Origin of the sequence: Stakelama saccharophila (assembly GCF_032229225.1) — a bacterium.
Lineage (GTDB): Bacteria > Pseudomonadota > Alphaproteobacteria > Sphingomonadales > Sphingomonadaceae > Sphingomonas > Sphingomonas saccharophila.
The window spans coordinates 2,682,451-2,703,684 of sequence record NZ_CP135076.1; the positions used below are offsets into that span (position 1 = coordinate 2,682,451).

Below are 21,234 nucleotides of genomic sequence, written 5' to 3' on the forward strand. Positions count from 1 at the left end.
GGCGCACGCGCGCTGAGGAATTGAACGATCCCGGTTTTCCGTCGGGACGACGAGGTAGAAACATGACGACTGCACGCGAACGACTGATGGAAGAAGCGCGCGAGCGCATCCTGATCAACGACGGCGCCTTCGGCACCGAGGTTCAGAACTATAAGCTGCAGGAGGCCGATTTTGCCGGTGACCTGGGGCTTTCCAAAGACCAGAAGGGCAATAACGACATCCTCGCGCTGTCGAAGCCGGAGATCGTCGAGAAGGTGACGAGCGCCTATCTGGAGGCGGGGTCGGACATCGTCGCGACCAACACCTTTTCCGCCAACACGATCAGCCAGGCCGATTACGGCGCCGAGGAGCTGGTCAGGGACATCAACATCGAATCCGCCCGCATCGCGCGCAAGGCGGCCGATGCGTTCGAGGAAAAGGACGGCCGCCCCCGCTTCGTCGCCGGCGCGATCGGGCCGACCAACAAGACGCTGTCGCTGAGTCCGGATGTCGAGGATCCCGGATTCCGCGAGATCGATTTCGATTATCTCAAGGGCGTCTACCGCGACCAGATCGACGCGCTGGTCGAGGGCGGCACTGATTTCATCCTGATCGAGACAGTGTTCGACACGCTGAACGCCAAGGCCGGCATCATGGCGGCGCTGGAGGCGGGGACCGATCTCGGCCGCGACCTGCCGATCATGCTGTCGATGACGCTGACCGACCTGTCGGGCCGCAACCTGTCGGGGCACACGGTCGAGGCGTTCTGGCACGCGGTGCGGCATGCGAAGCCGCTGACGATCGGTCTGAACTGCTCGTTCGGCGCGGAACAGCTCCGCCCGCATGTCGCGACGCTGTCGAAGATCGCCGATACGCTCATCATGGCCTATCCCAATGCCGGCCTGCCCAACGAACTCGGCGAATATGACGAGCGGCCGGAAACGACCGCGGGCCTCGTGAAGGACTGGGCCGAGCAGGGGATGGTCAACATCCTCGGCGGCTGTTGCGGCTCCACGCCGGCGCATATCCGCGCGATCGCCGACGCGGTGAAGGGGCTGAGCCCGCGCGAGCTTCCGACGCCGGAGGTTCGCACCCGGCTCGCCGGCCTCGAACCCATGACCATGGCGGCGTAGCTCCCCCGCCCGCTCGCGGGAGGGGTTAGGGGGGGCAAACTCCCCCACCCGCCCGCATGAATCGATTGCCCCTCCCCCGACCCCTCCCGCAGGCGGGAGGGGAGAAGGAATTAAATGACCCAGTCCTCTTCCAATTTCGTCAATATCGGCGAGCGCACCAATGTCACCGGATCGGCGCGCTTCAAGAAACTGATCATGAACGGCGACTATGCCACCGCCATCGAGGTCGCGCGCGACCAGGTGGAAAACGGCGCGCAGGTGATCGACGTCAACATGGACGAAGGCCTCCTGGACTCCGAAGAGGCCATGGTCACCTTCCTGAAGCTGATCGCCGCCGAACCCGACATCGCGCGCGTGCCGATCATGGTCGACAGCTCGAAATGGAGCGTGATCGAGGCGGGGCTGAAATGCGTCTCCGGCAAGCCGATCGTCAATTCGATCAGCATGAAGGAAGGCGAGGAGCAGTTCCTCGAGTCTGCGCGCAAGTGCATGGCCTACGGCGCCGCCGTCGTGGTGATGGCGTTCGATGAGACCGGACAGGCCGACACGCGCGAGCGCAAGGTCGAGATCTGCGTGCGGGCCTACAAGCTGCTGACGGGCATCGGCTTTCCGCCCGAAGATATCATCTTCGACCCCAATATCTTCGCCATCGCCACCGGCATCGACGAGCATCGCCGCTATGCGATCGACTTCATCGAGGCATGCCGGGACATCAAGGAACAGTGCCCGCACTGCCACATCTCGGGCGGGCTGTCGAACCTGTCGTTCAGCTTTCGCGGCAACGAGCCGGTCAGGCGCGCGATGCACAGCGTGTTCCTCTATCACGCCATTCCCGCCGGGCTCGACATGGCGATCGTCAATGCCGGCCAGCTCGACATCTATGACGATATCGACCCCGAGCTGCGCGAGCATTGCGAGGACGTGATCTGGGACCGGCGCGACGACGCGACCGAGCGGATGATCGCGCTCGCGGAGAAGTTCAAGGGCACCGATCCGGTTGCCGAGAAACAGGCCGCCGAATGGCGTGGCTGGGACGTGGCCAAGCGGCTGGAGCATGCGCTGGTCAAGGGCATCGACGCGCACGTCGTCGACGATACCGAGGAAGCGCGCCAGCAGTTCGATCGGCCGATCGAGGTGATCGAGGGGCCGCTGATGGACGGCATGAACGTGGTCGGCGACCTGTTCGGATCGGGCAAGATGTTCCTGCCGCAGGTGGTAAAGTCCGCGCGCGTGATGAAAAAGGCCGTCGCCCACCTCCTCCCCTTCATCGAGGAGGAGAAGGAAGAAGGTGATCGCGGCAAGGGCAAGATCATCATGGCGACGGTCAAGGGCGATGTGCACGACATCGGCAAGAACATCGTCGGCGTCGTCCTGCAGTGCAACGGCTTCGACGTGATCGACATGGGCGTGATGGTGCCCTGGTCGGACATTCTGGCGAAGGCGAGAGACGAGGACGCCGACATGATCGGCCTGTCCGGCCTCATCACCCCCTCGCTCGACGAGATGGTGACGGTCGCCGAGGAAATGAAGCGCGCGAAGATGACGATGCCGCTGCTGATCGGCGGCGCGACGACGTCCAAAGTGCATACCGCGCTGAAGATCGCGCCGGCCTATGACGGGCCGACGATCCACGTGCTCGACGCCAGCCGCTCGGTCGGTGTGGCGACGACGCTGGTCAGCCGCGACGGCAGGCAGGCCTATGTCGAGCAGATCGCCGACGACTATCAGAAGGTTCGCGACGCGCGCGCCGGCAAGGGTCAGTCCAAGCTCATCTCGATCGAGGAAGCGCGCGAAAAGGCATTCGAGATCGATCCCGCGCAGAAGGCACCCGCACCGGCCAGGCCGGGCCTGCACGTCTTTGGCGACTGGGATCTGGCCGACCTGCGCGAATGTATCGACTGGACGCCCTTCTTCCGCTCATGGGAGCTGGCGGGCACCTACCCCGCCATCCTGGAGGACGAGGTGATCGGCGAGAGCGCCACCAATCTGTTCAATGACGCGCAGAAGATGCTCGACCAGATCATCGCGGAGAAATGGTTGAAGGCAAAGGCCGTGGTCGGGCTGTGGCCGTGCCGCCGCGACGGCGACGACGTCGTGATATTCCCTTCCCGCTCGCGGGAGGAAGAAGAGGTGCGGATGCCGTTCCTGCGCCAGCAGATCAACAAGCGCGAAGGTCGCCACAATATGTGCCTGGCCGATTTCATCGCCGAGGACGACGACTGGATCGGCGGCTTCGCGGTGACGGCGGGCCACGGCATCGAGGAACATTCGACGCGCTTCAGGCAAGCCCATGACGACTATTCCGATATCCTTTTGAAGGCGCTTGCCGACCGTCTGGCCGAAGCGCTGGCCGAACGGCTTCACCAGAAGGTCCGCACCGAATTGTGGGGCTATTCCCCCAACGAACAGCTCACCAACGAGGCGCTGATCAAGGAAGAATATCGCGGCATTCGCCCGGCGCCGGGCTATCCGGCCTGCCCCGACCATAGCGAGAAGTCGATGCTGTTCGACATGCTGAACGCAACCGAGCATACCGGCATCACGCTGACGGAAAGCTTCGCGATGCTGCCGACGGCGGCGGTGTCCGGCTTTTACTTCGGCCACCCGGATTCCTCCTATTTCGGCGTCGCTCGGATCGGCCGCGACCAGCTTGAGGAATATGCCAGGCGGCGCGGGGTCGAGATTGAGACGGCGGAGCGCTGGCTGCGGCCGAACCTGGATTGAGGCTCGGCTCAGGGCGGCGCCGCGCCCCCGCTCGGTGGCAGGCCGGGGACGAAATCGACCGCGCCGAAGCTTTCCAGACAGATCCACGCGACGATCCCGCCATACAGGGCGAGCAGGAAGACCGCCTCGCCCCGGCCGAGAGCGAGATTGGTCCGCATGGTCAGGAACAAGGCGATGGTCGCAACCGTCAGCACCGCCATCAGCGGTGCCGCCACGGCGAAGTCGATGACGGCGGCGCCCGCGATCAGAATACCGGCGGGGATGCAGACGAGCAGATCGAAGATGTTGCTGCCCAGCACGTTGGACAGGCTCGTCACCGCCTGCCCGCCCCGCGCCGCACGGACCGAGACGAAGGCATCGGGCACCGACGTTCCCGCGGCAACGACGGTGAACCCCCAAACGAAACCGGGCGTGGCGAAGATGTCGCCGAAATTGATCGCGGCGCGCACCAGCGCCTCGACGCCTGCCACGATCAGCACCAGCGACAAGGCCAGCCGGCCCCACTCGGCGAGCGGGCGAATGTCCTGGCTCGCCTCCTCGGCGCGGTCGTCGACGGCGTCCTGATATTGGACGAAGATATAGAGCAGGTAGAGCAGCAGCGGCAGCAGCGCGAGCGGGCGGGTCATCTCGCCCTGCAACGCGCCCGCCCCGCCCCGCGGATGATAGATCACGGCGAAGGAGAAGGCGAGCAGCAGCACCGCCACCGCGATCATGTAGAATTGCGATTCCTTGTAGACGAGGTCCCGGTTCGCCTCCAACCTGCCGCCGAACAGCCTCGACATTGCCGGAATGACCAGGATGTTGAACAGCGCCGATCCCACGATCGCCGCTACACCCAGTTCAAAGGCGCCGTGCAGCGCCGCCGACAGCACCGTGGTGGTCAGCTCCGGGAAACTCGATCCCACCGCCACGACGACGGCGCCCTTGACGATTTCCGGCAGCCGGTAATATTCGGCCAGCCGCTCGCTCGATCGTTCGAGCAGTCCGCTGCCCGTCCAGATCACCAATGCGCCGACGATGGCGACGGCAGTCCATAGCAGGATTTGCGACATGGCGGCTGTTCCCCCTTCGGCCGTTGACACCGGCCCGCACCAGGCCCGCTTAGCGCTTGCACCCGCCCCGCCCGCACGGGCATAGACGGCGCAGTCCAACAACCCTTTTGAGGAAAGTCAGTTTCGCCGATGTCCGAGATGTTCACAATCACGCTGCCCGACGGTTCCGTCCGGAAGGTAGCGCCGGGGACTACCCCCGCGGACGTCGCGGCCGCCATCGGACCGGGGCTCGCCAAGGCCGCACTGGCAGCGCGCGTGGACGGCGAGGTGCGCGATCTCAATCGGCCGCTTCCCGGCGATGCCGATCTGGCGCTGATCACCGCGCGCGACGAGCCGCAAGCGCTGGAGCTGGTGCGCCACGATTATGCGCATGTACTGGCCGAGGCGATCCAGGCGCTGTGGCCGGGCACGCAGATCACGTTCGGCCCGGCAACCGAGGACGGCTTCTATTACGACGTGAAGGCGCCCGAGGGCCGCGACCCCTTCTCGATGGACGACCTGCCCGCGATCGAGGAAAAGATGCGCGAGATCATTCGCGCCGACAAACCGCTCAAGCGCGAGGTATGGAGCCGCGAGGACCTGATTGCCAAGTGGAAGGCGGACGGCGAGACGTTCAAGGCCGAATGGGCGGCCGAGCTTCCCGAGGGCGAGGAACTGACGGTGTACTGGTCGGGCGAGGACTGGCTCGACATGTGCCGCGGGCCGCACCTCGCCTCGACCGGCAAGCTGGACCCCAACGCCTTCAAGCTGATGCGTGTCGCCGGCGCATACTGGCGCGGCGACCAGAACAATGCGCAACTGACGCGCATCTACGGCACCGGCTGGCTCAACAAGAAGCAGCTCGACCAGCATCTCCACCGGCTCGAGGAAGCGGCCAAGCGCGACCACCGCAAGCTGGGCGCGGAGATGGACCTGTTCCACCTTCAGGCCGAAGCGCACGGCTCCGTCTTCTGGCACCCCAAGGGTTATGTCATCTGGCGCGAGTTGGAGGCCTATATGCGCCGCGCGATCGACGGCGCCGGCTACCGCGAGGTCAAGACGCCGCAGGTGATGGACGCGCGCCAGTGGGAGCAGTCGGGCCATTGGGGCAAGTACCGCGAGAACATGTTCGTCATCCCCGACGAGGTGCCCAATGTCGAGGATGAGGGTCCGATCGTCTCCGACGACGCGGACTGGATGGCCTTGAAGCCGATGAACTGCCCGGCGCATGTCCTGATCTTCAAACAGGGCATCAAGAGCTATCGCGACCTGCCGATGCGCCTTTATGAAAACGGCTGCTGCCATCGCAACGAGCCGCACGGCGCGCTGCACGGCCTGATGCGCGTGCGCCAGTTCACGCAAGACGATGCGCATATCTTCTGCCGCGAGGACCAGATCGTGGACGAGGTCCGCGCCTTCTGCGAACTGGCCGACCGCATCTACCGCGATTTCGGGTTCACATACGCGATCAAGCTGGCGCTACGCCCCGACAAGCGGTTCGGCTCGGACGCCGATTGGGACCAGGCAGAGGACGAGCTGCGGAACGCCGTGGTCGAGGCGGGGCAGGCCACGCCGGAATATGGCTGGGAGGAACTGCCCGGCGAAGGCGCCTTCTATGCCCCCAAGCTGGAATGGCACCTGACCGACGCGATCGGTCGGACCTGGCAGGTCGGCACGATCCAGTCCGACCGCGTGCTGCCCGAGCGGCTCGACGCGACCTATGTCGGCGAGGATGGCGAGCGGCACCGGCCGATCATGCTCCACCGCGCGATCTTCGGCAGCTACGAGCGATTCATCGGCATGCTGATCGAACATTTCGAGGGCAAGCTGCCGCTGTGGCTGGCGCCGGTGCAGGCGGTCGTCGCGACGATCGTGTCCGATGCCGACGACTATGCCGGGCAAGTGGCCGCCAAGCTGCGCGCGGCGGGTATCCGCGTCGAGATCGACCTTCGCAACGAAAAGATCAACTACAAGGTGCGCGAACACAGCCTCGCCAAGGTTCCCAACCTCCTCGTCGTGGGCAAGCGCGAGGCGGATGAAGGCACCGTGGCATTGAGGCAACTAGGCGTTGGCGCGAAGCAGCAAATACTGTCGCTGGACGACGCGCTGGCGCAACTCGAAACCGACGCAACACCGCCCGATCTGCGCTGATCGCAACGGCTGGAACGAAGCGTACGCCGTCCCGTTTGGCGTCGTGGTCGGCGCCGTCTTCAAAAGCGGCGGTGAATCCCTTATGTTATAAGCTCGTGCAATTTTGGACAGGAGAGACCAACATACGTCCCCCCATGCGGCGTAATACGCCCCCGCCGATGAACGGCCCCCGGTACAATGAATTCATCCAGTCGCCCAAGGTCCGCGTGATCGACCATGATGGCGAAAATCTGGGTGTGATGTATACGCGCGAGGCGATGGAGCAGGCCGCCGAAGTCGGCCTCGACCTCGTCGAGGTGTCGCCCAACGCCGACCCGCCCGTGGCGAAGTTCCTCGATGTCGGCAAGTACAAATACGAGGCCCAGAAAAAGGCCAATGCCGCGCGCAAGACGCAGAAGACGCAAGAGATCAAAGAGATCAAGATGCGTCCAAACATCGACGATCACGATTACGACACCAAGATGCGCAACGTGCACAAATTCATCGGCGAAGGCGACAAGGTGAAGGTCACGCTGCGCTTTCGCGGCCGCGAACTGTCGCACGGCGAACTCGGCATGGCGCTGCTGCAGCGCGTTGCCGAAGACTGCGCCGAGGACGCCAAGGTCGAATCCTTTCCGCGCATGGAAGGCCGCCAGATGCTGATGGTGCTGGCGCCGAAGCAACAATGACCGTCCGCCGCGCCGCAGCGCTCGCGCTCGGCGCGGTTTCCTTGCTGGCGGACGCACCGGCACCGCAGGATGCGTCCGGTTCGGGGCTGTCCGCGAAGAACGGTCGCGTCGACATGCCGCTGGAACGGCCGGCCGATTATCGGCTCGTCTGGTCGGACGAGTTCGATTCTCCCGGCCTGCCCGACCCGGCGAAGTGGCGCTACGACACCAGCCGGAACAAGCAGGGCTGGTACAATCACGAAAAGCAATATTACAGCGCCGGGCGACCCGAAAACGCCCGGATCGCCGACGGCAAGCTGATCCTCCAGGCGCGACGCGAACGGCTGGATGATGATACGCCCGACGATTATGGCGGGCAGGACTATACTTCCGCCCGGCTCGTCACCCGCGGCCTGGCGGAATGGAAGTACGGCTTTTTCGAGGTTTCGGCGAAGATCCCGTGCGGTCGCGGCACCTGGCCGGCCATCTGGATGCTCGGCACCGGTGGCGAGGACTGGCCCGCCCAGGGCGAGATCGACATCATGGAGCATGTCGGTTTCGACCCCGGCGTGGTGCACGGCACGATTCACACCAAAGCCTATAATCATGTCGCCGGCACACAGATCGGGTCGCAAGTGACGCTCGACGACGCATGCACCAGCTTTCACCGCTATCAGCTCGATTGGTCGCCGCAGCGTATCCTGATCGGCGTCGACGGCCGCGCCTATATGCGCTTTGCCAATGACGGCAGCGGCGACCATGCGCGCTGGCCGTTCGACCGGCCCGAATATCTGATCCTCAACATCGCCGTCGGCGGCGACTGGGGCGGCAAGAAAGGAATCGATCCCGATGCGTTCCCGGCGCGCATGATGGTCGACTATGTCCGTATATGGCAGAATCCGGGCCAGTGACGCGGCCGCTCAGGCAGCTCCCGGCGCGGCAGGCGGCTCCCACAATTCGATGGCGTTACCTTCCGGATCATGGATGCGGGCGAACTGTCCGGTTTCCGGCGAATCCCACTCCGCGCGGGTCTCGATATCGACTCCGGCCGCGCTCAACCGTTCCAGCAGACCTTCGAGATCGGACACGCGCAGGTTGAGCATGAACGTCTTGCCGGCGGCGAAATAATCGGTGTCGTGCCTGAAGGGAGCGAACACCACGGGGCCACCCCGTGTCATCCAGAACCATTTGTCGGGATCGCCGGCGCCTTCGGCATTGCAACCCGCGCCGATGTCCAGATGTTCTCGATACCACGACGACAGCGCGTCCGGATCGCGGGCGCGAAAGAATATGCCGCCTATACCAAGGACGCCCATGATTCGCTCTCCTCGATCCTCAGGATCGCAACAGTCTAGCTCGCGCCCGGCCTCCGGCATAGCTACGGTCGCGCAATGATCGATTCGCTGCTCGTAAAGCTGGCGCTGATCGGAATCATCGGCATCGGCGCGCAATGGGTAGCCTGGCGCACCGGCAAGCCGGCGATCGCCCTGATGCTGCTCGCCGGCATCATTGCCGGACCGGTACTGGGCATCATCGTGCCGGAACGCGATCTCGGCCCGTTGCAGGAACCGATCATCAAGCTCGCCGTCGCGGTGATCCTGTTCGAAGGGGGATTGAGCCTCAACTTCCGGGATCTGCGCCACGCCGGCAGCGCGGTGCTGCGGCTCGTTCTGATCGGAGTGCCGCTGGGATGGTTCCTGGGCGCTTGGGCGGCGCATTACGGCGCCGGCCTGGGCTGGGAGGTTTCGCTGCTGTTCGGCGGCATCCTGGTGGTCACGGGGCCGACCGTCATCGGCCCGATGCTGCGCACGCTCCACCTGCCGCCGCGCGTATCCGATACCCTGCGCTGGGAGGGTATCGTCAACGATCCGATCGGCGCGCTGCTCGCCGTCGGGATTTTCGGCTACATCACCTATTCGGGACAGGATGCGGGGCTGCTCGCGGTGGGCATGGACGTCCTCGCGGCGACGACCGCGGCAGGCTTTCTGGGCGTGGCCCTGGGATTTGCCGTCACCTGGTTGTTTCCGCGCGGTTACGTGCCTGAGTTCCTGAAGTCACCGGTGTTGCTGATCGTGGTGATCGCCGGCTTCGTCATTGCCGATATCGTGAAGCACGAGACCGGGCTCGTCACCGTTACGCTGATGGGCGTCGTGATGGCCAACCGGCCTGTCCATTCCACCCGCGTGCTGCGCCGGTTCAAGGAGGACCTTACCGTTCTCCTGATCTCCGGCGTGTTCATCATCCTGTCCGCCTCGCTCGACTGGGAGACGCTGTCGGCATTCCAGGCGCGTTTCATCCTTTTCCTCCTGCTGCTGCTCTTCGTGGTGCGGCCGCTCACCGTGCTCGTCAGCCTGCTCTTTTCCAGCACGCCCTGGCGCGAACGCCTGTTCATCGCCTGGATCGCGCCGCGCGGTATTGTCGCGGTCGCCATCACCGGCCTGTTCGCGATCCGCCTGTCCGAATACGGCATTCCCGATACCGAGGCGCTGGTGCCGCTGAGCTTCGGCGTCGTCATCGTGACGATCCTGGCGCACGGCTTTTCCGCCCGACTGGTCGCGAAGCGGCTGGGGATAGACCAGGGCAAGGGCGACGGCATCCTGTTCGTCGGCGCGAACGACTGGACGACCGCGCTCGGCGTCTATCTGAAGTCGCTGGGCTATCCGGTGACCATTGCCGACAGTTCCACATTCGCCCTGCGCAATCCCAGGCGGCAGGACCTGGAAGTCTATCGCGGCGATCTTCTCGACGAGGTGATGCAGGATCACCTCGATCTCGGCCAGTATCAGCAACTGCTCGCAGCGTCCGACAACGACGCCTACAATTCGCTCATCTGCGCCGACCTCGGCCCCGAAATGGGGTTCGAGAAGCTGACCCAGACGGCCCCCGCAAAGACCAAGCGCGGCGGCGTCACCCCGCGCGGACGGGTGTTGATGGGAAGCGAGCGGACGAGCGACGAGTTGCAACGGCTGGTCAACGAAGGCTGGGAGTTCAGCCGCACCAGGATCACCGAAAAGTTCACCTTCGCAGATTTCCGCAACAACCTGGACGAGGGCGGCGAACCCATCGCCGTGCAGCACCCCGACGGAATGCTCGAATTCTTCGCCGCGAGCCAGAAGCCGTTCGTCGAGGATGGCGATCAGGTGATCAGCTTCATTCCGCCGGAATCGGAAGCGGACAAGACGGCCCGGCACGAAGCGCGGGCCAGCGAGGCGAAACAGGCCAAGGCGAAGACCGACGCCAAGGCCGCGGCCGCCGATCAGGGCTGAATGTCGATCGGCCCTAGGCCGCCGCCGTCTCCTTGCCCGCATCCGCGGCGTCCAGCAGGCGGCGCTCGAGCGCCTTGATCCGCTGGCTGTTGGTGATCTTGTCGCCGATCAGATCGGTCACGTAGAAGGTATCGACCGCGCGCTCGCCATAAGTGGCGACATGGGCGGAGTGGATCGTCACCTTCGACTGGAACAGGGCGCGCGCCAGGTGATGCAGGAGCGCCGGCCGGTCGCGCGCATTCACCTCCACCACCGTCACCCGATTGGAGGCGCGGTTGTCGATCAGGACATCGGACGGGATGTCGAACGCCTCCGCCCGCAGCCCCGGCAACGGCCTTGCGCGAAGCTGTTCGACCAGCTTCACCCGGTTGGCCAGCGCGTCGGTGATGCTGTCCTTCAGGCGCGCGAGCTGCCGCGACTCGTCGATCGGCTTGCCGTTCGCGTCCTGCACCAGCAGGTTATCGAGCGCCCGGCCATCGCGCGTCGTGTGGATGCGCGCGTCGATGATATTGCCCCCGGCGGCATGGATGGCGCCGGCAATGCGGTAGAACAGTCCCGGATGATCGTCGGCATAGACGGTCACGAGCGTGGCGTCCTGATCCGACCAGGGCTCGGCCTCGATCGCGAGCGAGACGTCGCCCGATTCGCGCACCAAAACGGCATTGCGCTGCAACACCCCGACCGGTTCGGCCACCCAGTAGGATTCCGGCAGGCTGGCGGTGAAGGCGGCCATGGCGGCATCGTCCCAGCCCAATATCTCGGCGAGCGCCGCCTGCTTCGCCGCAATGCGCTCCCCACGCCCCTTGTGCTTGTGGCCGAGGCGCAGCACCTCCTCCGCCGCGTCGTAGAGATTGGTGAGAAGCTGCCGTTTCCAACCGTTCCAGACGCCGGGGCCGACGGCACGGATGTCGACGGTGGTGAGCACCAGCAACATCATCAGCCGCTGCGGACTCTGCACCGTTTCGCAGAAATCGACGATGGTCTTGAAATCGGCCAGATCGCGCTTGAACGCGGTGTCGGACATCAAAAGGTGATGGCGCACCAGCCAGGCCACGGTTTCGGTCTCGGCCGGCGACAGGCCGAAGCGCGGACACAAGGAATGCGCGACCTTCGCCCCCAGAACGCTGTGGTCGCCGCCGCGCCCCTTGGCGATATCGTGCAGCAGCACCGCGACATACAATGCGCGGCGAGAGACGATGTTGGGAAAGACGCCGGTCGCGATCGGGTGATCCTCGGCCAGCTTGCCCCGTTCGATCCGGCTGAGCAGCCCGATCGCGCGAATCGTATGCTCGTCGACCGTATAATGGTGATACATGTCGAACTGCATCTGCGCGACGACCCGGCCGAAATCGGGCACGAAGCGCCCGAATACGCCGGCTTCGTTCATCCAGCGCAGAACGGTCTCGGGGTCCCGCTCGCTCGTCAGCACGTCGAGAAACAGCGCGTTGGCCCGCGCATCGTCGCGGACGTCGTCGACGCATTTCGCATCGCGCGAGGCGGCGCGCATCGCCAGCGGGTGAATTTCCAGGCCGTGTTTGTCCGCGAGCTGGAAGATCTCCAGCAGGCGGACCGGCTCCTCGATGAAGAAATTGTCGCGCGGCAGCGCCAGCCGGCCGCGATCGAGGACGAAGCCCCTGAGCTTGCGCGGCGACCGGCGAATCGTCGGCAGGCCGAAGCGCCGTCCCCGCGCAGCGAACTTCTCGTCCAGATGGGCGAGGAACAGCCCCGTCAGGTCGCCCACGCGCTTCGCCTGCAGGAAGTAGAACTGCATGAAGCGCTCGACCTTCGACTTGCCGGGCCGGTCGGCATAGTTCATCCGGTCCGCGATCTCGCGCTGCACGTCGAAGGTCAGCCGATCCTCGGCCCGGCCGGTGATCAGGTGCAGGTGACAGCGCACCGCCCAGAGGAAATTCTCCGCCCGGTTGAACTGGCGATATTCGTGCGCGGTGAACAGCCCCGCCTGGACCAGTTCGGCCGCGCGCCGCACGTCATAGGCATATTTGCCGATCCAGAAGAGCGTCTGCAGGTCGCGCAGTCCGCCTTTTCCCTCTTTCACATTCGGTTCGACGACATAGCGGCTGTCGCCCATCTTCTCGTGCCGCGCATTGCGCTCCGCCAGCTTGTCGGCGATGAACGGACGCACGGTATCGCGCTGTACCTCCGTCTTGAAGCGGCGGGCCGCCTCGTCATACAGCGCGGTGTCGCCCCAGATGTAGCGCGCCTCGATCAGCGCGGTACGGATGGTGACGTCCGATTTCGCCATGCGCACCATCTCGTCGAGCGAGCGCGACGAGTGGCCGACCTTCAGCCCCATGTCCCACAGGCCATAGAGCATCGATTCGATGATCTGTTCGGACCATGCCGACTGCTTCCACGGGGTCAGAAAGCCGATATCGACGTCCGAATGCGGCGCCATCTCGCCGCGGCCATAGCCGCCGACCGCGATCAGCGTCATCCGCTCGGCCTCGGTCGGATTGTTGTTGGGATAGAGCCGCTTATGGTTGAAATCCCACAGCAGCCGCAGAACCTGGTCGATCAGGAAAGCGCCGGCGGCAGCGGTCGACAGACCGCTCGACGGCTTTTCGAGGAAGCGGCGCTCGATCTCGGCACGGCCATCCTTCAGCGCCTGTTTCAGCCGCTGGGTCGCGGCCTGGCGCAGCCTGGCGGTGGAATCGCCTTCCAGCGCGTCCAGTTCTTCCGCCAGGGCGCGGCGATCAATGATCGCGCGGCGTTGCGGTATGTTGTCGATGCGTTGCGACATTGTGCCAAGAGATAGGGACTCAGACGCCGCGCGTCATCCTTTGCCGCGTAGCGCATCCGATGTGCTCCCGCGAAGGCGAGAGCGCATGTGTCCCCGCCTGCGCGGGGACACATGCGCGATGGGACTGAAGGATGCCGCGGGGTTCAACCCTCCGAAGCATCGTCCGGCTTCTTCGCCACGCCCACCAGCGCCGGGCGCAGGAGCCGGTCGTTGATCGTATAGCCGACCTGCATCTCCTGCACGATGGTGCCGGGTTCCGCATCCTCGCTCGGCATTTCCATCATCGCCTGGTGACGATTGGGATCGAGCGGTTCGCCCATCGCCGTAATGCGCTTGATACCGTGGCGCGAAAAGACGGTTTCCAGCTCGCGGCCGGTGGCCTCCAGACCTACGATCAGCCCCTTGTTCCTGTCGTCCCGGCGCAGCTCATCCGGGATCGCGGCGAGCGCACGCGACAGATTGTCGGCGACCGACAGGATATCGCGGGCAAAGCCGGTCGCGGCATAGGTGCGCGCGTCCTGCGCCTCCTTTTCCGCGCGGCGGCGGACATTCTGCACCTCCGCCTGTGCATATTTGACGGACGCCTGTGCCTCGGCCAGCTCGGCCTCCAACTGGGCGATGCGTTCGGCCGCGTCGTCATGTTCGGCAACCTCGGGCGCGGCCTCGGCCGTTTCCTCGCGAAGGTCTTCGGTTTCGCCTTCGGCGGAATCGATCTTTTCGTTCTCGTTCATGTTTTCCTGTTCAAATCTGAAGGGCTCAGGCCAGCAGCCTGGCCACGGTCGCAGCAGTGAAATCCACCATGGGTACGACGCGCGCATAGTTCAACCGGGTGGGCCCGATCACGCCGACCACGCCCACCACCCGGCCGTCCATCGCGCGCACGGGCTTGGCGATCACCGAAGAGCCGGAAAGCGCGAACAATTCGTTCTCCGCGCCGATGAAGATACGCGCGGCATCACCGTCGCGAGCACGCTCGAGCAGGCGGGCAATCTCCTGCTTCCCCTCCAGCTCGTCGAGCAGTTGCCGCACGCGGTCGAGGTCTTCGGCCGCCGCCTCGTCGAGCAACCGCGCCTGGCCGCGCACGATCAGCACCGGACGGTTGTCGCCGTCCTCGGTCCACACCGCGATGCCGCGCTCGACCAGCGCGCGGGCGGTCGCGTCCAGTTCGGCGCGTTCGTCGCTGATCTGCTGCGCCAGGCGGTTGCGCGCCTCGGCCAGCGTGCCGCCGGCAAGCATGGCGGTCATGTAGTTGCCGGCCTCCGCCAGCGCCGAAGGCGTCATTCCGGGCAATATGTCGACCACGCGGTTCTCGATCGAACCGTCGTCGCCCACCAGCACGGCCAGCGCCTTGCCGTCGGAAAGCGGCACGAAGCTGAACTGGCGCAATACCGGTTCGCGCTTGGGCACCATGACCATGCCGGCGCATGCCGACAGGCCGGACAGAGCGGCGGTGGTGTTGGACAGCGCCTCCTCCACCGATCCCGCCTCGCCCGCGCGCGACTCGATCGTCGCGCGCTCCTCCACGCTCGGTTCCATCGCCTGCATCATGCCGTCGACGAACAGGCGCAGGCCATGATCGGTCGGCATCCGCCCCGCGCTGGTATGCGGCGCGGCGAGCAGGCCCATCTCTTCCAGATCCTGCATGACGTTGCGGATGGAGGCGGGCGACAGGTTGAGCCCGGAAATCTTCGACAGCGTGCGCGAGCCGACCGGCAATCCCGAATCGAGATACGACTCGACGGCGGTCCGGAACACGTCGCGCGCGCGGTCGCTGAGTTCGGCGATGGGCGGTGTTGTCATGTCGGGGAATCTAGGAGCGCGCGTGCCGCCACTCAACGGCCTTCGATCATTGCGCCGATGGGAAGATATTGCGGCGCGTTTCGCAGCGCCTTCGCCATTTCGCGATTCTTTTCCATGTCGCAGCCATAATAATAGTCGAGGTGCTGGGTGGTGCCGTCCGGTGCCGTCCAGCGGACGTCCACGCTCGCCATGTCCGTGGCCTGATGCTCGCAATTCTGCCCCGGCGCGATGATCTTCTCGCCCGACGCCGGGCGATAGGGAGCGAGCACTTCCTGGAATAGCTGCAGATCGTGCTGAGTCGCGACGAATTCCCGCTCGCCCTCGGCGGCGACGTGTTGCCTGCCGACGAACGTCCCGTGGCCGTCCGCATGCACCGTGACCGTATAGACCGGGCAAACCCCGAAACACGGAGCGGTCGAATAGGTGATCGTCGGGCCGTCCTGCACCGCAGGGTCCTGCGTTGCCGGCATCCGGCCGGGCCCCTCGTCGGCGGCACAGCCGGCCAGCGCGGTCGCGGCGGCGAGGGAGGCGATGATAGTGCGCATGATATACTCCGCTTCCATCCGTGTCTTTGCGAACACCAGGCGGCACTGGCGCGTTGGCTTCGTGCCGTCTAGGTGCCGTTCCTGTAACGAAGGAGAACCGATTATGCGCCCATCCGGCCGCGCCCCCGATCAGATGCGCGACATCACCATCGAGCCGAACTTCACCCGTCATGCCGAGGGATCGGTGCTGATCGGCTTCGGCGACACGCGCGTTCTCGTCACCGCATCCGTCGAAGAGCGCCTGCCGCCCTGGCTGCGCGGCAAGGGCGAAGGCTGGGTGACGGCCGAATACGGCATGCTGCCACGCGCCACGCATACTCGCGGCAACCGGGAGGCGGCGCGTGGCAAGCAGTCGGGCCGGACGCAGGAAATCCAGCGGCTGATCGGACGGTCTCTGCGCGCAGTCACCGATCTCAAGCTGCTCGGCGAGCGCCAGATCACGCTCGACTGCGACGTGATCCAGGCCGATGGCGGCACGCGCACGGCCTCCATTTCGGGTGCCTGGGTGGCGCTGCGCATGGCGGTCGACAAGTTGCTGGCCTCGGCCGCGATCGCGGCCGATCCGATCACGCAGCAGGTCGCCGCGGTCAGTTGCGGCATCTATCAGGGCAATCCCGTTCTCGACCTCGATTATGACGAGGATTCGGCCGCCGATGCCGATGCCAATTTCGTGCTGCTGTCGGACGGCAAGATCGCCGAGGCGCAGGCCACCGCAGAGGGCGCCTGCTATGACGAGGAAGGCCTGCTGCGTTTGCTGCGGCTCGCGCGCATCGGCTGCAACGACATCTTCGCCGCGCAGTTGAAGGCGACGGGCAAATGAGCGGCGAGGACGAAGGCATCGGCGGCGACGCGCCGCAGGCGATCCGCAAGCTCGAACCCGGCAAGCTGGTCATCGCCAGCCATAACGAGGGCAAGGTGCGCGAGATTCGCGAACTGCTGAAACCGTACGGCGTCGAGGCGGTATCGGCGGCCGAACTCGACCTGCCGGTGCCGGTGGAAAACGGCACCACCTTCTATGCCAATGCCGAGTTGAAGGCGATTCAGGCGGCGGACCTTTCCGGGCTTCCCGCGCTTTCCGACGATAGCGGCCTTTGCGTGGAGGCGCTGGGCAATGCACCCGGCGTCTATACCGCCGACTGGGCCGAGCGGCAGCCGCTGGAAGGGCCGCCGGGGCGCGACTGGTATCTCGCCATGGGCAAGGTCGAGGGAAAGCTCGCCGAACAGGGCCCCGATGTCAGCCGCTCGGCGCATTTCGTCTGCACGCTGGCGCTGGCCTGGCCCGACGGCCATGTCGAATGGTTCGAAGGCAAGGTCGAGGGCACGCTCGTCTGGCCGCCGCGCGGGAAGAAGGGCTTCGGCTACGACCCGGTGTTTCAGCCGCTCGGCGAAAACGAGACGTTCGGCGAGATGGATCCGGCCAGAAAGCACGGCATGAGCCACCGCGCGGATGCCTTCGCGCAGCTCGTAAAGGCTGTATTCTGAGCCACCACTGACCGCCGAAACCGCTGCCGATGTCGAACGAACCATCACTGGCGCTGTACGTCCACTGGCCGTTCTGCGTGTCGAAATGCCCCTATTGCGACTTCAACAGCCATGTCCGCGAATCGGTGGATCAGCAGGCATGGCGGGAAGCGCTGCTGGCGGACATGGCGCATGAAGCGGCGCTGTTGCCCGGCCGCCGCCTGGGCTCCATCTTCTTCGGCGGGGGCACGCCCTCGCTGATGCCGCCGGAAACGGTGGAAGCACTGATCGCGGCGGCGAACCGGCACTGGCCGTTCGAACCGGGGATCGAGATCACGCTGGAAGCCAACCCGTCCTCGGTGGAGGCGGCGCGCTTCGACGACATTGCGCGCGCCGGCGTCAACCGGGTGTCGCTCGGGCTGCAGGCGCTGGAAGACCAGGCGTTGCGCTTCCTCGGCCGTGCCCACGACGTGCGCGAGGGGCTGGCCGCGCTCGACACCGCGCGCGCGGCATTCGACCGCGTCAGCTTCGACCTTATCTATGCCCGGCCCGGCCAGACGCCCTCCGCCTGGCGCGACGAACTCACCCGTGCGCTGGCCTTCGGCACCGAGCATCTCTCGCTTTATCAACTCGTCATCGAACCGGGGACGCGGTTCGCCACCCTCGCGGCCAAGGGCGAGTTGCGTCTTCCCGAAGGCGACGACGCGGCCGAGTTGTTCACCGACACCCGCGCGATCACCGCGGCCGCGGGGCTGCCGGCCTATGAAATTTCCAACCATGCCCGGCCGGGCGCGGAAAGCCGCCACAATCTCGCTTACTGGCAGTACCGCGACTATGCCGGCATCGGTCCCGGCGCGCACGGCCGGCGCCGCAGCCATGCGAGCTTTCGCCACAAGAAGCCGGAAAACTGGCTGTCGGCGATCGCCCGCAACGGCCACGGCATCCGGTCCGAAGAGGCGCTGGAGCCGCGCACGCGCGCCGTGGAGGCGATCCTGATGGGCCTGCGCCTCGACGCCGGCATCGACCTGAGCCACGTCGCCGGTCTGGGCGGAGCGCCGGCGCAGAACTTCATCGATCTGGGCAAGGTGGCGATCCTTGCCGATCAAGGCCTGATGGCCCGCACCGGCGACCGGCTGCGCGTTACCGACACAGGGATGCCGGTGCTCGACGCGATCCTGCCGACAATCGTGCGCGACTGATCCGCCGAAGCAGGCGGAGCCCAGCGGCTATTCGCCGAACCGCTCGGGCGCCGGAGAGATCGTCACCATATTGCCGTCTCGAATTTCCTGAACCTCCAGCGCGCGCTGGGCGACGCCATTGCGATTGAAGCGGAATGCACCGTCCAATCCGACAAAGCCGCCCTCGTCCATCAGTTCGGTGGTCGGAAACGGCTCGCCGACCGGCCAGTCCCGCGCGACGCGAACGGCGAGCAGGACCGAATCATATCCCAGCGTCGACAGACGGTACGGCGCCTTGCCAAAACGCTGACGATATTTCGTCGCATATTGGCGGTAGAGCCCATCCGGCACGCTCGCGAACCACGCGCCGTTCAACGCCGCATTGTCGCCCACCGCCGAATCGGTATTCCACAATTCGGTGCCGAGGATCTTCACGTCCGCACCGCGATCGGCCCGCACCATCGGCACCGCCAGGGCGGCATTGCCGGCGCTGTCGGCGATGAGGATCGCCTGATAGGGCGACGAATCGGGGATTTCGTCCACCGCCGCCTTCATTGACGCACGGGACCGGTCATAGGGCTGGATGGAAACCACCTGGCCATCAGCCTTGCGCACCGCCTTGAGCAGGGCGTCGGAGGCGCGCTCGCCATAGAGGCCGCGGGGCACCAGCGCTGCGAACTGCGTCATGCCCCTCGATTTGGCGTAGGCGACCACGCGGTCGATCGACTGGTTGGGCGTATAGCCCAGGATGAAGGCCCCCTCGCCCGCCACCGCGATATTGTTTGAATAGCTCAGCACCGGCACGTTCGCCGCGCGGGCAATCGGCGTTACCTGGCGCACATTTTCGGCGAGCAGCGGACCGAGGATCAGCCGATTGCCGTCCGCAATGGCCTTACGCGCCGCAGCCGCCGCGCCCTGCGCCGTATCGTAGGTGGTGATGCGGACCTTTTCGCTCTTGGTGTCGAGCAGTGCGAGCTGCGTCGCATTGGCCAGCGACTGCCCCACCCCGGCATTGCTGCCGCTCATCGGCACCAGCAACGCGACCCGGTGCCGCTCCGTATCCTGGGGAATGCCGGGTTCGACCGGCGCCGGTTCGGAAACCGGGGGCTGTTCCGGCGGTGGCTGCACCGGCGGCGCGCCGCGCGGAATCAGCGTGGAACAGGCGCTGAGTGCCAGCGCTCCGACCATCGCAGCCATGCGGAAGAGGCTCATGCCCCGTTGCGGTTTCGCTACAGCCTCTGCCATGACACTCCCCGTGAACGCTGAACTCGATCCCGGCCTGTATATCGTCGCCACACCAATCGGCAATCTCGGTGATCTGTCGCCGCGCGCCGCGGCGGTGCTGCAGGCCGCCGATCTGATTGCGGTCGAGGACAGCCGCGTCACCGCCAAGCTGCTCCACCATATCGGCGTGAAGCGGCCGATGGCACCGTATCACGACCATAATGCCGATGCCGTGCGCCCCGGCCTGGTGGCGCAGATGGGCGAAAAGGCCGTCGCGCTGGTTTCCGATGCGGGCACGCCGCTGATTTCCGATCCCGGCTACAAGCTGGTGCGCGATGCCCGCGCCGCCGGTCACCTGGTTGTGACCGTCCCCGGCCCTTGCGCCGCAATCGCCGCCCTTACGCTGGCCGGCCTGCCCACCGACCGGTTCTTCTTCCTCGGCTTTCTGCCCGCCAAGGCGCAGGCGCGCGCCACCGCAATTCAGGAGGTCGCGAATATCCGCGCGACGCTGATCCTCTACGAATCGGGACCGCGCCTCGCCGCCTGCCTGCGCGCGCTGGCCGATGGCCTCGGCGACCGCGAAGCCGGCGTCGCGCGCGAGATCAGCAAGAAGTTCGAGGAATGCGTGACCGGCACGCTGTCCTCGCTCGTCGAACGCTACGAGAATGCGCCACCCAAGGGAGAGATCGTGGTCATCGTCGGCCCACCCGGCGAAGCGCCGCCGGCGACCGAAGCCGATGCCGACGCCGCGCTGCGCGAAGCCCTGACGCGCCTGCCCCCGGCCAAGGCGGCGGGCGAAGTGGCGAAGGCGCTCGGGCTGGACAGGAAGCAGCTCTACGCCCGCGCCATCGCGATGAAGGACGAGCGGTGAACGCCAGCGCCACCGTCGCTCCTGCGCAGGGGCGACGCTATGCGTGACCGGCGCGCGGCGGAACAGCGCGGGCGTGCAGGCGAGACCATCGCGGCCTGGTATCTGCGCGCCAAGGGCTGGCGCATCCTCGACCGCCGCGTCCGCACGCCTGCCGGCGAGATCGACCTTGTGGCGAAACGCGGCAAGCTGATCGCCTTCGTCGAGGTGAAGGCGCGCGCGACCGTGGCCGAACGCGACTTCGCGATCGACGAACGCCGCCTCGCCCGCGTCGCTGCCGCGGCCGAAATCCTTGGGCCTCGCTATGCGGCGAATGGCGAGGATATCCGCATCGATGTTGTCCTCCTCGCACCGGGGAGCCGTCCGCAGCATATCGAAAATGCCTGGATCGGATGACTTGGCGGCGACGGAATACTAGATCACCGTCCGGGCTGCGCCTGTCGAAGCCCTGCACTTCCCTTGTACC

Annotated in this window: 18 protein-coding genes; 11 read left to right on the forward strand and 7 right to left on the reverse strand. The window is 65.7% G+C overall.

Going from position 1 to position 21,234, the window contains the following annotated elements; translation table 11 throughout:
- The first annotated feature begins 62 nt into the window (after window positions 1-62).
- Both RPR59_RS12560 and metH read left to right on the forward strand, forming a co-directional pair.
- The gene (locus RPR59_RS12560) at window positions 63-1,112 is read left to right on the forward strand and encodes a homocysteine S-methyltransferase family protein (RefSeq protein ID WP_313914565.1); all 1,050 of its coding nucleotides are present in this window, start codon (window positions 63-65) and stop codon (window positions 1,110-1,112) included.
- Between the two features lie 114 nt (window positions 1,113-1,226).
- On the forward strand, window positions 1,227-3,836 hold the full coding sequence (metH, locus tag RPR59_RS12565; protein ID WP_313914567.1) for a methionine synthase: 2,610 nt from the start codon (window positions 1,227-1,229) through the stop codon (window positions 3,834-3,836).
- 8 nt (window positions 3,837-3,844) lie between these two features.
- Here metH and RPR59_RS12570 read toward each other — a convergent pair whose 3' ends face one another.
- Window positions 3,845-4,888 carry a sodium:calcium antiporter gene (locus RPR59_RS12570; protein WP_313914569.1) on the reverse strand — a complete coding sequence of 348 codons (1,044 nt, stop codon included), beginning with the start codon at window positions 4,886-4,888 and terminating at the stop codon, window positions 3,845-3,847.
- A 129-nt stretch (window positions 4,889-5,017) separates the two neighbouring features.
- Between RPR59_RS12570 and thrS the strand changes: the two genes are divergently transcribed.
- The 3 genes from thrS (at window position 5,018) to RPR59_RS12585 (ending at window position 8,576) form a co-directional block, all read left to right on the forward strand.
- Entirely contained in the window at window positions 5,018-7,018 is a 2,001-nt protein-coding gene (gene thrS / locus RPR59_RS12575) for a threonine--tRNA ligase (RefSeq protein ID WP_313914572.1), read from the forward strand.
- Between the two features lie 134 nt (window positions 7,019-7,152).
- Window positions 7,153-7,686 carry a translation initiation factor IF-3 gene (gene infC / locus RPR59_RS12580; RefSeq protein WP_313914574.1) on the forward strand — a complete coding sequence of 178 codons (534 nt, stop codon included), beginning with the start codon at window positions 7,153-7,155 and terminating at the stop codon, window positions 7,684-7,686.
- A complete protein-coding gene (locus RPR59_RS12585; RefSeq protein WP_313914576.1) occupies window positions 7,683-8,576 on the forward strand; it encodes a glycoside hydrolase family 16 protein in 894 nt (297 codons plus the stop codon). The genes infC and RPR59_RS12585 overlap by 4 nt, the downstream gene beginning before the upstream one ends.
- A 9-nt stretch (window positions 8,577-8,585) precedes the next feature.
- Here RPR59_RS12585 and RPR59_RS12590 read toward each other — a convergent pair whose 3' ends face one another.
- Complete coding sequence (locus RPR59_RS12590; RefSeq protein ID WP_313918506.1) at window positions 8,586-8,981, reverse strand: VOC family protein; 396 nt, start codon at window positions 8,979-8,981, stop codon at window positions 8,586-8,588.
- A 75-nt stretch (window positions 8,982-9,056) separates the two neighbouring features.
- Between RPR59_RS12590 and RPR59_RS12595 the strand changes: the two genes are divergently transcribed.
- Complete coding sequence (locus RPR59_RS12595; protein ID WP_313914578.1) at window positions 9,057-10,931, forward strand: cation:proton antiporter; 1,875 nt, start codon at window positions 9,057-9,059, stop codon at window positions 10,929-10,931.
- Window positions 10,932-10,944: 13 nt separating this feature from the next.
- On the opposite strand, the gene RPR59_RS12600 is transcribed toward RPR59_RS12595, so the two are convergent.
- From RPR59_RS12600 to RPR59_RS12615, 4 genes are all read right to left on the reverse strand, one after another.
- Window positions 10,945-13,692 (reverse strand): [protein-PII] uridylyltransferase, encoded by a 2,748-nt coding sequence (locus tag RPR59_RS12600; protein WP_313914580.1) that lies wholly within the window; start codon window positions 13,690-13,692, stop codon window positions 10,945-10,947.
- A 143-nt stretch (window positions 13,693-13,835) separates the two neighbouring features.
- Window positions 13,836-14,423 (reverse strand): nucleotide exchange factor GrpE, encoded by a 588-nt coding sequence (grpE, locus tag RPR59_RS12605; RefSeq protein ID WP_313914582.1) that lies wholly within the window; start codon window positions 14,421-14,423, stop codon window positions 13,836-13,838.
- 25 nt (window positions 14,424-14,448) lie between these two features.
- Window positions 14,449-15,492, reverse strand: coding sequence for a heat-inducible transcriptional repressor HrcA (hrcA, locus tag RPR59_RS12610; RefSeq protein ID WP_313914584.1), 1,044 nt, complete (start codon window positions 15,490-15,492; stop codon window positions 14,449-14,451).
- Between the two features lie 32 nt (window positions 15,493-15,524).
- Window positions 15,525-16,037: a DUF6438 domain-containing protein gene (locus RPR59_RS12615; protein ID WP_313914585.1), complete on the reverse strand. Its 513-nt coding sequence runs from the start codon at window positions 16,035-16,037 to the stop codon at window positions 15,525-15,527.
- Window positions 16,038-16,140: 103 nt separating this feature from the next.
- Here RPR59_RS12615 and rph point away from each other — a divergent pair, with 103 nt between their 5' ends.
- From rph to hemW, 3 genes are read left to right on the forward strand one after another with little or no spacing between them, the layout of a single operon-like run.
- On the forward strand, window positions 16,141-16,857 hold the full coding sequence (gene rph / locus RPR59_RS12620) for a ribonuclease PH (RefSeq protein WP_313914586.1): 717 nt from the start codon (window positions 16,141-16,143) through the stop codon (window positions 16,855-16,857).
- Window positions 16,854-17,519 carry an RdgB/HAM1 family non-canonical purine NTP pyrophosphatase gene (gene rdgB / locus RPR59_RS12625; protein WP_313914587.1) on the forward strand — a complete coding sequence of 222 codons (666 nt, stop codon included), beginning with the start codon at window positions 16,854-16,856 and terminating at the stop codon, window positions 17,517-17,519. The genes rph and rdgB overlap by 4 nt, the downstream gene beginning before the upstream one ends.
- Window positions 17,520-17,548: 29 nt before the next feature.
- A complete protein-coding gene (gene hemW, locus RPR59_RS12630) occupies window positions 17,549-18,697 on the forward strand; it encodes a radical SAM family heme chaperone HemW (RefSeq protein WP_313914588.1) in 1,149 nt (382 codons plus the stop codon).
- A 27-nt stretch (window positions 18,698-18,724) separates the two neighbouring features.
- On the opposite strand, the gene RPR59_RS12635 is transcribed toward hemW, so the two are convergent.
- Window positions 18,725-19,921, reverse strand: a complete 1,197-nt coding sequence (locus tag RPR59_RS12635) for a penicillin-binding protein activator (protein ID WP_432280264.1) — start codon at window positions 19,919-19,921, stop codon at window positions 18,725-18,727.
- Here RPR59_RS12635 and rsmI point away from each other — a divergent pair.
- Both rsmI and RPR59_RS12645 read left to right on the forward strand, forming a co-directional pair.
- A complete protein-coding gene (rsmI, locus tag RPR59_RS12640) occupies window positions 19,920-20,771 on the forward strand; it encodes a 16S rRNA (cytidine(1402)-2'-O)-methyltransferase (RefSeq protein WP_313914591.1) in 852 nt (283 codons plus the stop codon). The two genes, RPR59_RS12635 and rsmI, sit on opposite strands and share 2 nt — an antisense overlap.
- Before the next feature lie 39 nt (window positions 20,772-20,810).
- On the forward strand, window positions 20,811-21,164 hold the full coding sequence (locus RPR59_RS12645) for a YraN family protein (RefSeq protein ID WP_313914593.1): 354 nt from the start codon (window positions 20,811-20,813) through the stop codon (window positions 21,162-21,164).
- The last annotated feature ends 70 nt before the right edge of the window (window positions 21,165-21,234 follow it).

Bases quoted from the DNA above. Each gene is read 5' to 3' on its own strand.
- RPR59_RS12645 (WP_313914593.1), top strand. From the start codon at position 20,811: ATGCGTGACCGGCGCGCGGCGGAACAGCGCGGGCGTGCAGGCGAGACC.
- grpE (WP_313914582.1), bottom strand. From the start codon at position 14,423: ATGAACGAGAACGAAAAGATCGATTCCGCCGAAGGCGAAACCGAAGAC.
- RPR59_RS12600 (WP_313914580.1), bottom strand. From the start codon at position 13,692: ATGTCGCAACGCATCGACAACATACCGCAACGCCGCGCGATCATTGAT.
- RPR59_RS12590 (WP_313918506.1), bottom strand. From the start codon at position 8,981: ATGGGCGTCCTTGGTATAGGCGGCATATTCTTTCGCGCCCGCGATCCG.
- RPR59_RS12615 (WP_313914585.1), bottom strand. From the start codon at position 16,037: ATGCGCACTATCATCGCCTCCCTCGCCGCCGCGACCGCGCTGGCCGGC.
- RPR59_RS12585 (WP_313914576.1), top strand. From the start codon at position 7,683: ATGACCGTCCGCCGCGCCGCAGCGCTCGCGCTCGGCGCGGTTTCCTTG.
- metH (WP_313914567.1), top strand. From the start codon at position 1,227: ATGACCCAGTCCTCTTCCAATTTCGTCAATATCGGCGAGCGCACCAAT.
- RPR59_RS12595 (WP_313914578.1), top strand. From the start codon at position 9,057: ATGATCGATTCGCTGCTCGTAAAGCTGGCGCTGATCGGAATCATCGGC.
- RPR59_RS12560 (WP_313914565.1), top strand. From the start codon at position 63: ATGACGACTGCACGCGAACGACTGATGGAAGAAGCGCGCGAGCGCATC.
- RPR59_RS12635 (WP_432280264.1), bottom strand. From the start codon at position 19,921: ATGGCAGAGGCTGTAGCGAAACCGCAACGGGGCATGAGCCTCTTCCGC.
- rsmI (WP_313914591.1), top strand. From the start codon at position 19,920: ATGACACTCCCCGTGAACGCTGAACTCGATCCCGGCCTGTATATCGTC.
- RPR59_RS12570 (WP_313914569.1), bottom strand. From the start codon at position 4,888: ATGTCGCAAATCCTGCTATGGACTGCCGTCGCCATCGTCGGCGCATTG.
- infC (WP_313914574.1), top strand. From the start codon at position 7,153: ATGCGGCGTAATACGCCCCCGCCGATGAACGGCCCCCGGTACAATGAA.
- rdgB (WP_313914587.1), top strand. From the start codon at position 16,854: ATGAGCGGCGAGGACGAAGGCATCGGCGGCGACGCGCCGCAGGCGATC.
- hrcA (WP_313914584.1), bottom strand. From the start codon at position 15,492: ATGACAACACCGCCCATCGCCGAACTCAGCGACCGCGCGCGCGACGTG.
- rph (WP_313914586.1), top strand. From the start codon at position 16,141: ATGCGCCCATCCGGCCGCGCCCCCGATCAGATGCGCGACATCACCATC.
- thrS (WP_313914572.1), top strand. From the start codon at position 5,018: ATGTCCGAGATGTTCACAATCACGCTGCCCGACGGTTCCGTCCGGAAG.
- hemW (WP_313914588.1), top strand. From the start codon at position 17,549: ATGTCGAACGAACCATCACTGGCGCTGTACGTCCACTGGCCGTTCTGC.